The 14,285-nt window shown below is 70.0% G+C and carries 8 protein-coding genes and 1 pseudogene; 2 read left to right on the plus strand and 7 right to left on the minus strand.

All coding sequences use genetic code 11. The features are described 5' to 3' along the window. Positions 1-20: 20 nt before the first annotated feature. The 7 genes and pseudogenes from pflA to gap form a co-directional block, all read right to left on the minus strand. Positions 21-750: pseudogene (gene pflA, locus ACIQK6_RS07260) on the minus strand (pyruvate formate-lyase-activating protein). Then, the gene (gene pflB / locus ACIQK6_RS07265) at positions 747-3,017 is read right to left on the minus strand and encodes a formate C-acetyltransferase (RefSeq protein ID WP_402694455.1); all 2,271 of its coding nucleotides are present in this window, start codon (positions 3,015-3,017) and stop codon (positions 747-749) included. Before pflB ends, pflA begins: the two are co-directional and overlap by 4 nt. A gap of 277 nt (positions 3,018-3,294) precedes the next feature. Next, a complete protein-coding gene (gene ppdK / locus ACIQK6_RS07270; protein WP_402694456.1) occupies positions 3,295-5,997 on the minus strand; it encodes a pyruvate, phosphate dikinase in 2,703 nt (900 codons plus the stop codon). A gap of 82 nt (positions 5,998-6,079) precedes the next feature. Then, complete coding sequence (locus tag ACIQK6_RS07275; RefSeq protein ID WP_329096475.1) at positions 6,080-6,958, minus strand: universal stress protein; 879 nt, start codon at positions 6,956-6,958, stop codon at positions 6,080-6,082. Between the two features lie 346 nt (positions 6,959-7,304). Further along, positions 7,305-8,015, minus strand: coding sequence for a response regulator transcription factor (locus tag ACIQK6_RS07280; protein ID WP_030895875.1), 711 nt, complete (start codon positions 8,013-8,015; stop codon positions 7,305-7,307). A 187-nt stretch (positions 8,016-8,202) separates the two neighbouring features. Continuing rightward, positions 8,203-10,860, minus strand: a complete 2,658-nt coding sequence (adhE, locus tag ACIQK6_RS07285; protein ID WP_402694457.1) for a bifunctional acetaldehyde-CoA/alcohol dehydrogenase — start codon at positions 10,858-10,860, stop codon at positions 8,203-8,205. A 238-nt stretch (positions 10,861-11,098) separates the two neighbouring features. After that, positions 11,099-12,127 carry a type I glyceraldehyde-3-phosphate dehydrogenase gene (gap, locus tag ACIQK6_RS07290; protein WP_329096482.1) on the minus strand — a complete coding sequence of 343 codons (1,029 nt, stop codon included), beginning with the start codon at positions 12,125-12,127 and terminating at the stop codon, positions 11,099-11,101. A 346-nt stretch (positions 12,128-12,473) separates the two neighbouring features. Between gap and ACIQK6_RS07295 the strand changes: the two genes are divergently transcribed. Both ACIQK6_RS07295 and ACIQK6_RS07300 read left to right on the plus strand, forming a co-directional pair. Beyond that, positions 12,474-13,160: a CBS domain-containing protein gene (locus tag ACIQK6_RS07295; protein ID WP_329096484.1), complete on the plus strand. Its 687-nt coding sequence runs from the start codon at positions 12,474-12,476 to the stop codon at positions 13,158-13,160. A 305-nt stretch (positions 13,161-13,465) separates the two neighbouring features. Then, positions 13,466-14,263 carry a sigma 54 modulation/S30EA ribosomal C-terminal domain-containing protein gene (locus tag ACIQK6_RS07300; RefSeq protein ID WP_329096486.1) on the plus strand — a complete coding sequence of 266 codons (798 nt, stop codon included), beginning with the start codon at positions 13,466-13,468 and terminating at the stop codon, positions 14,261-14,263. Positions 14,264-14,285: the final 22 nt, after the last annotated feature.

Below are 14,285 nucleotides of genomic sequence, written 5' to 3' on the forward strand. Positions count from 1 at the left end.
GTGACGCGCATTCGGCTGGTTCACCGTGCCCGCAAGCCGTGCGCCCGGAACTGGTCGCGAACGCGCTCGACCAGTGCGGCGTCCGGAACCGGATTGTCGCGGAGCGGGAAGGGGATGCCGAGCGAGTCGTACTTGTGGGTTCCGAGTTTGTGGAAAGGCAGGACGTCAACGCGGTCGACGTTGTCCAGTTCCGCGAGGACGCGGCCCAGCCCATCGATGGCAGCCGGATCGTCGGGTCCAGCCGGGGACCAGGACGTAGCGGATCCAGGTCGGGACGCCGAGACGGTTCAGCCGGGTGGCGAAGTTGAGGGTGGGTGCAAGGTGGCCGCCGGTCAGGCGCCGGTAGACGCCGGCGTCGAAGGACTTGATGTCGAGCAGGACCAGGTCGGTATCGGCCAGGAGCGCGTCGTCGGCGCGAGTGCCGAGGGCACCGGAGGTGTCCAGTGCGGTGTGCAGGCCGAGCTCCTTGCAGCGCCGGAACACCTCGGCGGTGAAGGCGGACTGGAGCAGAGGCTCCCCTCCGGTCAGCGTCACGCCTCCACCGGCCAAGGTGATGAACTGCCGGTACCGCTCAATGCGCCCCACCACTTCGTCCACGGTGACCGGCTGCCCGTCGCGCATGTGCCAGGTGTCGGGGTTGGCGCAGTACAGGCAGCGCAGCTGACAGCCGCTGAGGAAGAGAACGAACCGGGTGCCGGGCCCGTCCACGCCGGTGGACAGGTCCCAGGAGTGGATGCGGCCCGTGGTCATCGCGCACCGTGGAAGGTGCGGTTGATGACGTCGAGTTGCTGTTCGCGCGTGAGGCGGACGAAGTTGACGGCGTAGCCGGAGACGCGGATGGTCAGGTCGGGGTAGTTGTCCGGGTGTTCCATGGCGTCCTCGAGGGTGGCTCGGTCGAGGACGTTGACGTTCATGTGGAAACCGCCTGCGGCGGTGTAGGCGTCGAGGATTCCGACGAGGTGTTCCGCACGTTCGGCCGGATCGTGCCCCAAGCCCTCCGGTGTGATGGTGGACGTCAGGGAGATGCCGTCGCGGGCCTGGTCATACGGGATCTTCGCGACCGACAGCGCCGATGCCGCCATCCCGTGTCGGTCACGTCCGTTCATCGGGTTTGCGCCCGGGGCGAAAGGCGTACCCGCACGGCGGCCGTCGGGGGTGTTGCCGGTGTGCTTGCCGTAGACGACGTTGGAGGTGATGGTGAGCACCGACTGTGTGTGCTCGGCCCCCCGATAGGCCGGGTGGCGGCGCACCTTGGCCATGAAGGAGCGGACCAGGTCGACCGCGATGCGGTCGGCGCGGTCGTCGTCGTTGCCGTAGGTCGGGTAGTCGCCCGCGACGTGGTAGTCGACGGCGAGCCCGGTGGCATCCCGAATGACTCTGACACGGGCGTGCTTGATGGCCGAGAGGCTGTCGGCCGCCACGGACAGCCCAGCGATGCCACAGGCCATCGTCCGATGCACCGGGTGGTCGTGCAGGGCCATCTCGATGCGCTCGTAGGCGTACTTGTCGTGCATGTAGTGGATCACGTTGAGCGCGTTGACGTAGGTCGCGGCGAGCCAGTCCAGCGTGCGGTCGTACGCGTCGGCCACATCGGCGTAGTCGAGCTGCTCGCCGGTCAGCGGGGCCGTCGCCGGGGCGACCTGCTCGCCGTTCATCTCATCGCGGCCGCCGTTGATGGCGTACAGCAGCGCCTTGGCCAAATTCACACGGGCACCGAAGAATTGCATCTGCTTGCCCACCGCCATCGCGGAGACGCAGCAGGCGATCGCGGTGTCGTCGCCGGTGCGGGGGCGAAGGAGGTCGTCGGACTCGTACTGGATGGAGCTGGTGTCGATGGATGTCTGGGCGCAGAACTGCTTGAAGCCCGCCGGCAGCCGGGGGGACCACAGCACGGTCAGGTTGGGCTCGGGGGCGGGGCCGAGGTTGTACAGGGTCTGGAGAAGGCGGAAGGACGTGCGGGTGACCAGGGAGCGGCCGTCCTCTCCGATGCCGCCGATGGACTCGGTGACCCAGGTGGGGTCGCCGGAGAACAGCGCGTCGTACTCCGGTGTGCGCAGGAACCGCACGATCCGCAGCTTGATCACGAAGTCGTCGATGAGTTCCTGGGCGCGGCTCTCGTCGATTTTCCCTTCGTCGAGGTCACGCTGAAGGTAGACGTCCAGGAAGGTGGAGGTGCGGCCCAGGGACATCGCCGCGCCGTTCTGCTCCTTCACGGCGGCGAGGAAGCCGAAGTAGAGCCATTGGATGGCCTCGTGCGCGGTGGCTGCGGGACGGGACACGTCGCAGCCGTAGGAGACGGCCATCCGTTCCAGCTCGCCCAGTGCCCTGATCTGCTCGGCCAGTTCCTCGCGGTCGCGGATCACGTCGGCCGTGGACGGTGTCTCATCCATCCGGGTCCGCTCGGCTCGCTTGGCCTCGATCAGCCGGGCGGTTCCGTACAGCGCGACGCGGCGGTAGTCGCCGATGATGCGGCCTCGCCCGTAGGCGTCTGGCAGGCCGGTGATGATGCCGGCCCTGCGGGCACCCAGCATTTCGGGGGTGTAGGCGTCGAAGACACCGTCGTTGTGGGTCTTGCGGTACGTGCCGAAGACCTTGGTGACGAACGGATCCGGTTCGAAGCCGTACGCGCGCAGCGCGTTGTCCACCATCCGCAGCCCGCCGTTGGGCATGATCGCCCGCTTCAGCGGAGCATCGGTCTGCAATCCGACGATCAGTTCCAGGTCGCGGTCGATGTAGCCGGGCGCGTGGGAGGTGATGGTGGACGGCATGGCGGTGTCCACGTCGAGCACACCCTTGCGGCGCTCCTCCGGGAAGAGCGCGGTGACGGTCTTCCACACGGTGCGGGTGCGCTCCGTGGGACCGGCGAGGAATGCGGCATCGTCCTCGTAGGGCGTGTAGTTGGCCTGGATGAAGGAACGGACGTCGATGTGTCGCTGCCACTCCTCGCCGGTGAAACCACGCCACGACCGGGTGACGAGGGGGCTGGGGTCGGCAGAGTGCTGGACGGTCACGGTCATGTCGTCATCTCCTGGGCCGGGGCGGAGGCGAGGTGGGCGATCGCCCTTTCTCACTGCTGATGGTTCCCGTCGGCTGTGTCGCCGGCCAGGGTCGAAGAGGCAAGGCGGAGCCCGCTGACCGGCCCCGGTGAGCGGGGCGGAGAGGGCCTGTGGTCCCGTCGGGGCGAGGGACCATGGGCCCTCCCGCAGAGCGTCACGAGCCCTACCCGGCAGCCGCGGCGGGTACGGGTGCATGCCGACGCGGCTCTCCGCGCCCCCGGGCAACACGGTGCGGGGGCTATGCGCTCGCGTCGGTGCCGTTCGCTTCCAGGGCTGCCCGGCCGGCCTCAAGGCGGGCGACCGGGACACGGAAGGGCGAACAGGAGACGTAGTCCAGCCCGGCCCCGTGGAAGAAGTGGACCGAAGCGGGGTCTCCTCCATGCTCCCCGCACACGCCGATCTTCAGGTCCGGGCGAGCTGCCCGGCCCTCCTCGACCGCGATCCGCACCAGCCGGCCGACGCCTTCACGGTCGATCGTCTCGAACGGGGAGACGGGGAAGACGCCCTTGTCGAGGTACGCGGAGAAGAACGCGGCTTCGACGTCGTCGCGGGAGAAACCCCAGGTGGTCTGTGTCAGGTCGTTCGTGCCGAAGGAGAAGAACGCCGCCTCCTTCGCGATCCGGCCGGCGGTGAGAGCCGCCCTGGGCAGTTCGATCATGGTTCCGACCGGGCAGGTGACGTCGACGCCGGTCTCTTGCGAAACCTCTGCCAGGACCCGGTCCACTTCCTCCCGTACGAGGTGGAGCTCCTCGACCGCGTCCACCAGCGGGACCATGATCTCCGCCCGAGGGTCGCCGCCCGCACGCCTGCGCGCGACGACGGCCTCCGCGAGGGCCCGTACCTGCATGGCCACCAGCCCCGGCACCACCAGCCCCAGGCGCACACCACGCAGGCCGAGCATCGGGTTCTCCTCGTGCATGCGCGTAACGGCCGCCAGGAGTTCGCTGTCGTGCGGATCGGCCGGTGTGCCGAGCGCTTCGCCGCGTGCGAGACGGACGGCGAGTTCCGTGCGGTCCGGCAGGAACTCGTGAAGTGGCGGGTCCAGCAGCCGGACGGTGACCGGCAGGCCGTCCATCGCTTCGAGGATGCCGATGAAGTCGTGCCTCTGGAGCGGCAGCAGCGCCGCGAGTGCCGCCTCTCGTTCGGTGTCGCCGTGCGCGAGGATCATCGCCTCGACCAGGGGGCGCCGGTCGCCGAGGAACATGTGCTCGGTACGGCACAGGCCGATCCCCTGGGCACCGAAGCGACGGGCGCGGGCCGCGTCCTCGGGGGTGTCCGCGTTCGCCCTGACCTCCAGGCCCCGCACGGCGTCCGCCTGCCGCATGAGCCGGTGCACATCACGCACCGGCTGCCGGGCCGTGCCGTCGGCCGGCAGCACGCCGCCCTCCTCGAAGTACCGCATGACGTCGGAGTCGACCAGGGGTACGGAGCCGAGGCGCACCACGCCTTCCGACCCGTCGACGGAGACGACCGTGCCTTCGGGGACCGTCACGCCACCGGCGCTGAAGCGCCGCTCCCGGGTGTCCACGACGATGCCCTCCGCCCCGCACACGCACACCTTGCCCATGCCGCGCGCGACGACCGCGGCGTGGCTGGTCTTCCCGCCCCGGCTGGTGAGCACCGCCTGGGCGGCGACCATGCCCGGCAGGTCGTCGGGCGTCGTCTCCTGACGTACGAGAACGACCTTCTCGCCGGCGGCCGCCCTGCGGACCGCTTCCGCGGAGTCGAACACGACGGCTCCCACGGCCGCTCCCGGTGAGGCGGGCACGCCCCGCGCGATGACCTCGCTCGAGTCCGTGGTGGCGAAGCGGGGAAACATCAGCCGTGCGAGCGCCTCGCCGCCGACCCGGCCCAGCGCTTCCCGCTCGCTGATCAGTCCTTCGTCGGCTAGCTGGGAGGCGATGGCGAAGGCGGCCTGGGCCGTGCGCTTGCCGATGCGGGTCTGGAGCATCCACAGCGTGCCGCGTTCGATGGTGAACTCGATGTCGCACAGATCGCGGTAGTGGGCCTCCAGCCGGTCCATGTAGCTGCGCAGCCGCGCGAACGACGCAGGGTCGAGACCGGCCAAGTCCTGGAGGGGCACGGTGTTGCGGATGCCGGCGACGACGTCTTCCCCTTGGGCGTTGGGCAGGTAGTCGCCGTAGACGCCCTGTCGGCCGGTCGCCGGATCCCGGGTGAAGGCGACGCCGCTGCCTGAGTCCGCACCGAGATTGCCGAAGACCATGGTCTGAATGTTGACCGCGGTGCCCAGATCGTCCGGAATGTGCTCACGCCGGCGGTACAGGCGTGCGCGGTCGCCGTTCCAAGAGGTGAAGACGGCGAGTACCGCCCGCCGGAGTTGCTCGGCCGGATCCTGCGGGAATTCCTCCCCGGTCCGCTCGTGGATCAGGTCCTTGAAGGTCTCGACGATCCGGATGAGGTCGCAGGTGTCCAACTGCGTGTCGTCGCCCCGGCTGTGTTGCTGCTTGACGGCGGCGAGCGCCGCCTCGAAGTGGGAACCGTCGACGCCCATGACCGTACTGCCGAACATCTGCACGAGGCGCCGGTAGGAGTCCCAGGCGAAGCGTTCGCGCTCGGGGGTCTTGGCCAGGCCCAGGACCGAGAGATCGTTCAGCCCGATGTCGAGGATGGTCTCCATCATGCCCGGCATCGAGAACCTCGCCCCCGAGCGGACGGAGAGCAGGAGCGGGTCGTCCACCTGGCCGAGCCGCTTCCCGGCGGCTCGTTCCAGCGCCGCGAGATGCTCGCCGATCTGCCGGTCGAGGCCGTCCGGAGCCTGCCCCGTGGCGAGGAAGATCCGGCAGGCTTCGGTGGTGACGGTGAAGCCGGGCGGCACGGGCAGGCCCATGCGCGCCATCTCCGCGAGGTTCGCTCCCTTGCCTCCCAGGAGACCGGCCATGTCCCGGCCGCCCTCGGAGAAGTCGTACACATAGGTGGTCATGGCTGCTCGCCTGTCTCTTCGGTGGATGTCGGGTCCCGGGAAGCGGGGCGGCATGCCGCACGGTAGCGGCCGGTTCGGTCGGTCAGTCGTGCGGCACGACCGTGACGGGAGCCAGGGAGTGGTGGATGACGGCGTGGGTGACGGCCCCGATGTGCGTGCCGATCCGCGCACGCCGGTTCCGGCGCCCCACCACGACCAGCCGGGCCCCTCGCGAGGCTTCCGCGAGGTCCTGCGCCGGCCGGCCCTGGCGGCATTCACGGACGACGGAAACACCGGGGTACTTCTCCGTCCACGGGGCCAGCGCCTCGTCGAGCGCCCGGCGCGCGTCCTGCGCGACTTCCGCCCACATCAGTTGCAGGGCGGCGCCCATGTCGGCTCCGTAGAGCGACGGAACGGCCCAGGTGTGCAGTACCCGCAGACCGCAGCCGTACCGGTCGGCCGCCGCGAAGCCGAAGGCGAGCACCTCGTCGCCGGGTGCGGACACGTCCAGGCCGACCACGACCTCTCCGGCCGGCCCGTCCTCCCCGGCCGCCGGGCGGTTGTGCGGGCGGACCAGAACGACCGGGCGCCGGGTGCGGGCGAGCACGGCCAGCGAGACGGATCCGGCGAGGAAGCCGGCCGGCCTGCCCAGGCCACGGGAGCCGAGCACCAACAGCTCCGCCTCGTCCGCGGCAGCACACAGCTCCTCCACCGGGTCACCGCAGACCCAATGCGTCTCGGTCCGCAGACCCGGGTGGCGTCGGCGCAGTCGCCTCCCCGCCGTACCGAGCGCCCGCTCACCCCACCCCTGAGCGGTCGCCGGCGCCACCAGGCGGGTACGCGGATCGTCGTCCTTGCTCCAGACCTGGAGAATCCGGAGCGGCGCCGCGCGGCGCACTGCCTCCCCGGCAGCCCAGTCCACGGCGGCGAGGCTCTCACGGGATCCGTCGAAGCCGACGGTGACGGTGACGGTGCGGGACATGAACGGCTCCTCGGGAGAACGGGGAAGGGCCTTGCATCTCCACAGTGGCCTGCCCACGACCCACCCGCCGAGGGGCCACAGGTCCCTGCTGCGGGTCCTGTAGGCCCCACACGACCGCGCACCGCCGGGCGGTCGGTCGCCCATGCAGTTCCGGCACCACGCCCGCTGCCCCGTAGCTGTCGTGCCGCACGCCTGACGGCCCCGCCCCGCTTCGGGGACGGCCCCGGCCGGCCTCTCCGGCAGACATGCGGAAGCGGCCCGGCCCGACGTCCGAGAAGGACGCCGGGCCGGGCCGCTCAGCCGTTTCGCGGGCGCGTGAACCTGCGCTCAGATCCCGGCACAGCCGTCACACCTTGCCGAGCCGCCCGCTCTGGTCTCCCTGGGCTGCCAGAGCCTGCGTGGCGATGACGGCGGCCTGCACTCGCCGTTCGACGCCCAGTTTGGCGAGCAGCCGGGAGATGTTGTTCTTGACCGTCTTCTCCGCCAGGTAGAGCCGCTGACCGATCTCACGATTGGTCAGCCCTTCCCCGACAAGAGCGAGGATCTCACGCTCGCGCTCCGTCAGGCCGGGCAGACCCTGTGGAAGCTCCTCCTGCGGAGGTCCGCCGCGCAGCCGGGCCATCACCCGCGCCGTAGCGCCGGGGTCCAGCATGGACTGGCCGGAGGCGACCGTCCGCACGGCGTTCACCAGGTCGGTTCCGGTGATCTGCTTGAGCACGTATCCGGAAGCGCCGGCCATGATCGCGTCGAGCAGCGCCTCCTCGTCGTCGAACGACGTCAGCATCAGGCAGGCGAGGTCGGGCATGCGGGAGCGCAGCTCCCGGCAGACACTCACGCCGTCCCCGTCCGGCAGGCGCACATCCAGGACGGCGACCTGCGGGCGCAGCGCGGGCACACGGACGAGCGCCTGCTCGACCGTGCCCGCCTCCCCTACCACGGTCAGGTCCGGCTCGGCGTCCAGCAGATCGTGCACACCGCGGCGCACGACCTCGTGATCGTCGAGGAGGAAGACCCTGACCGGTTCCTTCCCGGTGAGGCCGCCGCTGCTGTCCGTCATCGCACACTCCGAGTTCGCCGAGTCTTCCGCCCGCCGGCGGATCCACTGCATCGTGCCGTGCGAGCGGGACCTTAGGCCAGGGCCGGATGGCCCTCATACGCGGCCGCGCCCCAGATGGCTGCCCTGGACCCCGGTCCCACACGGCCTCGGCGGCCCGCCCGCAGACCGGCTGCCGCCCTACGCGCGGTCAGAAGGAGGGAAGGGGCCGCGGCCCGGCATAGTAGGCCGCGCGCATGATGTCCTCCATGTCGTCCAGCATCGGCATGCGCGGGTTGGCCGGGGCGCACTGGTCCTCATAGGCGTTCAGTGCCTGCTGCGGCAGCGCGCCGATGAAGGCGGCCTCGTCAAGTCCCAGGGCGCGGAAGGACGGTTCGATGCCCACGGCGTCCCGCAGGCGTTCCACCGCGGCGGCGTACGAGGCCACGCCCTCGGCGGGGGTGGATGCGGGGAGCCCGAGGGCGCGGGCGATGTCCTGGAACCTCTCGGGCGCGCGGTAGCTCTCGTACTTGGGCCATCCCGTCAGCTTGCCGGGAACGGTGCCGTTGTAGCGGATCACGTGCGGCAGGAGGATTGCGTTGGTCCGCCCGTGGGCGATGTGGAAGGTGGCGCCCAGGGTGTGGGACATCGCGTGGACGATGCCGAGGAAGGCGTTGCCGAAGGCCATGCCGGCGATGGTGCCCGCGTTGTGCATCTTCTCCCGTGCCACGCTCCGCCGTGCCGCCTCGCCGGTGACCGCCGCCTCGAGGTGGTCGAAGACCAGCCTGATGGCGTGCAGCGCCAGACCGTCGGTGAAGTCGTTGGCATAGACGGAGACGTACGCCTCGGTGGCATGGGTGAGGGCGTCGAAGCCGCTGTCGGCCGCGAGCGACGCCGGCAGGTCGTTGGTCAGGACGGGATCGATGATCGCGACGCTGGGGGTCAGGGCGTAGTCGGCCAGCGGGTACTTCTTGCCGGTCGCAGGGTCGGAGATCACGGCGAAGGGGGTGACCTCGGCGCCGGTTCCCGAGGTGGTGGGAACGCAGACGAGACGGGCCCGCTTGCCGAGCACGGGGAAGCGGAAGGCACGCTTACGGATGTCGGAGAACTTCTGCCGCATGTCGGCGAAGTCGACGTCCGGCTGTTCGTACAGCAGCCACATCACCTTCGCCGCGTCCATGGGGGATCCGCCGCCCAGGGCGATGATGGTGTCCGGCCGGAAGTCGCGCATGAGAGCGGCGCCACGCTGTACGGAGTCGATGCTCGGCTCCGGCTCGACGTCGTCGATGACCTGGATGGTCACGGGTTGCTGCCGCTGTTGCAGGACACGGCTGACGCGCTCCACGTAACCGAGCCGGGTCATGGTCGCGTCGGTGACCACAGTGACGCGGTGGACGTCGGGCATTGCCGCGAGGTAGCGGATGGCCTGGGGCTCGAAGTAGATCTTCGGCGGCACCTTGAACCACTGCATGTTGTTCTGCCGGGTGGTGACGCGCTTGATGTTGAGCAACTGGGCGGCCGAGACGTTGTCCGAGACCGAAGTACTGCCCCAGGAACCGCAGCCCAGGGTCAGGGACGGAACCAGACGGTTGTAGATGCCGCCGATCGCTCCCTGCGAGGACGGCGAGTTGACGATGATCCGTACGGTCTTCATACGACGGCCGTAGCGCTCGGCGAGGGCCGGGTCCCCGGTGTGGATCACTGCGCTGTGTCCTTGCCCGTGGAAGTCGACCATGTCTGCCGCGAGGTCGAAGCCCTCCTCGGTGGACCCGGCCCGCAGCACGCTGAGGACGGGGCAGAGCTTCTCCCGCGTCAGCGGCTCGTCGGGCCCGACGTGGCTCGCCTCGGCCAGGATGAGCGAGGTGTCCGCGGGTACGGTGAACCCGGCCTGCTCGGCGATCCGGTCGGGGCTCTGTCCGACGGCTGCCGGGTTGACGCGGCCCTGCCGGCCGGCCGGGTCGGGCGGAAAGAGGTAGGTCTCCAGCTTCCGCTTCTCCTCGGCCGTGGCGACGTACGCGTGAAGGCGCCGGAATTCGGCGAGCGCCTCGTCGTACACGTCGGTGTCCAGGATGACCGCCTGCTCCGACGCGCAGATCATGCCGTTGTCGAAGGACTTGGAAAGGACGAGGTCGTTGACCGCCCGGCGCAGGTCGGCGCTGTGGTGCACGTAGGCGGGCACGTTGCCGGCGCCGACGCCGACGGCGGGCTTGCCGGCCGAGTAGGCGGCCTTGACCATGGCGTTGCCGCCGGTCGCCAGGATCATCGCGACGCCTGGGTGTCGCATGAGGAGGCTCGTGGCCTCGATGGAAGGAGCCTCGATCCACTGCACGCAGTGCTCGGGCGCTCCGGCGGCGACGGCGGCGTCCCGCACGATGCGTGCGGCTTCGGTGCTGCATGCCTGCGCGGAGGGGTGGAAGGCGAATACGACGGGGTTGCGTGACTTCAGCGCCAGCAACGCCTTGAAGATGGTGGTGGAGGTCGGGTTGGTGACGGGCGTGACCGCGCAGAGCACACCTACGGGTTCGGCGATCTCGATGATGCCCTCGATGTCGTCACGGCCGATGACGCCGACCGTCCTCGCCCGGGACATGCTGTGGGTGACGTGCTCGCAGGCGAACATGTTCTTCGCCGCCTTGTCCTCGAAGACACCCCGCCCGGTCTCCTCCACCGCCGAGCGGGCCAGGGCGGTGTGCTGATCCAGGGCGGCCACCGAGGCCTTGGCGACGATGTGGTCGACCTGCTCCTGCGTGAAGGACTCGAAGTCGGCGAGCGCCTTGGAGGCGTTGTCGACCAGGAGGTTCACGGCGATGAGCGTGTCCGACGGGGTGCCGTCGGTGGTGGTGCGGGGGTCGCTGGTCGCCTGTGTCATGGAAAGCTCCCTGGGTATGGGTGGCGCTGTGGCCACACGTGGCCGGCCACCGGGGTGGCCATCCGTTCCGTCCTGTCACCTACAGCCTTGCCCGGGACGCGTCCTCGGCGGAGGTCCCGAAGGTCCCTGGACGGGGCCCGATGGTCTCCGGCACCTGTGGCAGCGCAGACGCAGAGGCTTGCGCCACCACCGGGCCTTCCGTGCCTCTACGGCGTCCGCCGCCCGGGCTGCCGCCGGCTCACCGGGCGTCGAGCAGCGTGGCGACGTACTGGGTCAGGTCGACGAGACGGTTCGTGTAGCCCCACTCGTTGTCGTACCAGCCGAAGACCTTGACCAGGTCGCCGTTGGTCTGCGTCAGCGGGGCGTCCACGATGCACGAGGCGGGGTCGCCGACGATGTCGCGCGAGACGATAGGGGCATCGCTCACCCTCAGGACGCCCTTCAGCGGTCCCTCGGCGGCTTCCCGGAAAGCGTCGTTGACGTCCTGTGCGGACACCTGCCGTGCCAGTACCAGGCTGAGGTCGGTCAGCGAGCCGTCCTCGACCGGCACGCGCACGGCGATGCCGTCCAGGGTGCCCGCGAGTTCGGGGAGCACCAGGCCGACGGCGCGGGCGGCGCCGGTGCTGGTCGGGATGATGTTCACTGCGGCCGTGCGGCCGCGGCGCAGGTCCTTGTGCGGGCCGTCGAGCACGACCTGGTCGTTGGTGTAGCCGTGGATGGTGGTCATCAGTCCCTTGACGATGCCGAAGCGCTCGCTGAGGACTTTCATCATGGGAGCCACGCAGTTGGTGGTGCAGGACGCGTTGGAGATCACGTGGTCGACGCGCGGGTCGTACGCGGACTCGTTGACGCCCATGACGATGGTGGCGTCGACGCCCTTGCCGGGGACGGACAGCAGCACCTTGCGTGCTCCTGCCGTCAGGTGCCGGCCCGCTTCCTCCTTGGTGCGGAAGCGTCCGGTGGCCTCGATGACGACGTCCACGCCGAGCGCGTCCCACCGGAGGTCGGCGGGGTCGCGCCGGGACGTGACCGCGATGCGGTGACCGTCCACCGTAATGGATTCGCCGTCGTGATCAACGGTGCGGTGGAGTCGGCCGTAGGTGGAGTCGTAGGTGAGCAGATGGGCCAGCGCAGCCGGGGAGGTGAGGTCGTTGACGGCCACCACCTCGATGGGGGTGCCGTTGCTCGTCTCCGCGCGTTCCATGACGCAGCGCAGGTAGTTCCGGCCGATGCGTCCGAAGCCGTTGATTCCGATGCGTACGGTCATCTCCGCCGCCCCTTCCCTTGGGTGCCGATGCGAGTGGTGCCAGCCTGGGGGGCATGTCGCGCCGCGGGCAGGGGTCGAACGGGGTGCACGCCAGGGCCGTTGGGCCCTCTCCCCCGGCGGGCCCCGCCCGGCCCGGCCTGTCACGGGCCGAACGGCCCGGCGTGCGGGTCCTGACCGGTTCTGTCCCCCCGGCCGTCCTCCGCCCCACTCTGGAAGCAACGGCAAGCACGAGGAGCAGACGAACCCGGGGCTTCCCGGCCCCCTGCGCGCTGAGCACAGCGGTCGGCGGGCAGTCAGAGGTCGGGGCGCCATCGGCGGTATCCGGAAACCTGCGAGACGAGTGGAGATGAGCACCGTGGTCGAAGAACGGACGGTGGGCCAAGTCATGACCAGCGAGGTGGTCCAGGCCCGCCCGGACACCTCCTTCGAAGAACTGGCTCGCATGCTCATCGCCCATCGGATCGGCGGGCTGCCGGTGGTGGATGACGACGACAAGGTCATGGGCGTCATCTCCCGGAAAGACCTTGCCAGGCAACAGGGCTGTCTCGGCCGGCACGACTCCGGGCGGCATCGGATGGCGCTCACACCACGGCGACCGGCCGACGCCCACGCCGTCGCGGGACTCGCCATGGCGGCAGGCGAGCTGATGACCAGCCCGGCTGTAACCGTGCATCCCGAACAGCGCGTCGCCGACGCCGCGCGCATCATGGAACGTCGCCACGTCGACCGGTTGCCGGTGGTGGACGAGGAAGACCGTCTGATCGGCATCACCACGCGACGTGATCTGCTGCGCGTCTTCCTGAGGACGGACGAGGAGATCCTCGCGGACGTCGCCGATGCCGTCTCCGGCCGGGCGCCGGCCGCCCACCGCATCGACGGGCTCCGCATCGACGTTCGCGACGGGATGGTCACCATGGTGGGGTCATCCGAACCTGCCCTCGATACAACGGCGTTGATCAGCGCTACGTGGCGCGTGGACGGTGTGGTGGGTGTGGTGAACCGGCTGACAACCGCCCGCGAAAGCGATCACTGACAACAGGGCGGGACACCACGGGCTCTTCCGTCGGCCGAGCGGCGGCGGTCACCGCGGCCGGTCGCGGCGACCCGGAGCCGCCGACCCGAGCCGTGCTGTCGGTCCGGCACGTCACGCGATATCAGGCCGGGGCTCGTCGACTTACCCGTCTCTGGGTCTGTAGGCCGAACGGCCTTGTCCGGCCGACCAGAAGTCCCGGTTTCTCGGGTGGTGTCGGTACCAGTGGCGCCGTGGCGGGGTCCGGACGGCTCTGCCCGGGAGCGACCGCCGGCAGACAGGCTGAAAGGGATCGAGGAGGAGTTCTCATGAGCGGTCTCAAGACCAGCCGGACAGCCGACGTCCAGGTCCGCAACCGAGGGCAGGTGCCCGATGGCGCGGACGTGTACGCCCAGGGAAAGATGCTCGCGGTGATCGGCCACGTGCGCGGACCCGTGCCGACCGTGCGGGTGAAGCTCACGCAAGCCGTCAACACTTCGGCGAACCGCCCGGCCACGGCTCAGGCCGTGGTGGACGTCAACGGCCGGATGGTTCGCGCCCACGTGGCCGCGAACAGCATGTTCGAAGCGGTCGACCTCCTGCAGGAGCGCCTGGCTGCCCGGCTCACCCGGCCACGGCGGTATGCGGCGGGCGGCCCCCACCGCAACGGCACGCCCAGCCGGACATCGCGGGACGGCGCAGCGCACGACCACCGTCCGCACCGGCATCACGTTCCCGCCGAAGAGCGCCGGATCGTGCGGCACAAGTCCTTCAGCCTGGTCCACCAGACGCCTGAGGACGCCGTGATCGACCTGGAGGCCATGGACCACGACTTCTGGCTCTTCACGGACCTGGCCTCCGGGCGCGACAGCGTCGTCTACCGCGACGTCCGTACCGGGCGGCATCGCATGGCTTCGCTGGGACCTCTGGGTCAGGAACGGGAGGTCGACGGTCTGCTCGGCGTGAGCACGGTTCCCGTGCCGACGAGCAGTGTGACCGAGGCCGTTTCACGGTTGCACCTCACCGGGCTGCCCTTCGTCTTCTTCAACGACACGGCCACCGGCCGGGGCTGCGTCCTCTACCACCGCTACGACGGCCACTACGGGCTGATCACTCCGTCCCGGTAACACGTTCCGGGGGACGCCGCGC

Source organism: Streptomyces sp. NPDC091682, from assembly GCF_044756625.1.
Taxonomy (GTDB): Bacteria; Actinomycetota; Actinomycetes; order Streptomycetales; family Streptomycetaceae; genus Streptomyces.

Excerpts from the sequence above, each read along its gene's own strand:
- pflB (WP_402694455.1), bottom strand. The coding sequence starts at position 3,017 with ATGACCGTGACCGTCCAGCACTCTGCCGACCCCAGCCCCCTCGTCACC.
- ppdK (WP_402694456.1), bottom strand. The coding sequence starts at position 5,997 with ATGACCACCTATGTGTACGACTTCTCCGAGGGCGGCCGGGACATGGCC.
- ACIQK6_RS07275 (WP_329096475.1), bottom strand. The coding sequence starts at position 6,958 with ATGTCCCGCACCGTCACCGTCACCGTCGGCTTCGACGGATCCCGTGAG.
- ACIQK6_RS07280 (WP_030895875.1), bottom strand. The coding sequence starts at position 8,015 with ATGACGGACAGCAGCGGCGGCCTCACCGGGAAGGAACCGGTCAGGGTC.
- adhE (WP_402694457.1), bottom strand. The coding sequence starts at position 10,860 with ATGACACAGGCGACCAGCGACCCCCGCACCACCACCGACGGCACCCCG.
- gap (WP_329096482.1), bottom strand. The coding sequence starts at position 12,127 with ATGACCGTACGCATCGGAATCAACGGCTTCGGACGCATCGGCCGGAAC.
- ACIQK6_RS07295 (WP_329096484.1), top strand. The coding sequence starts at position 12,474 with ATGAGCACCGTGGTCGAAGAACGGACGGTGGGCCAAGTCATGACCAGC.
- ACIQK6_RS07300 (WP_329096486.1), top strand. The coding sequence starts at position 13,466 with ATGAGCGGTCTCAAGACCAGCCGGACAGCCGACGTCCAGGTCCGCAAC.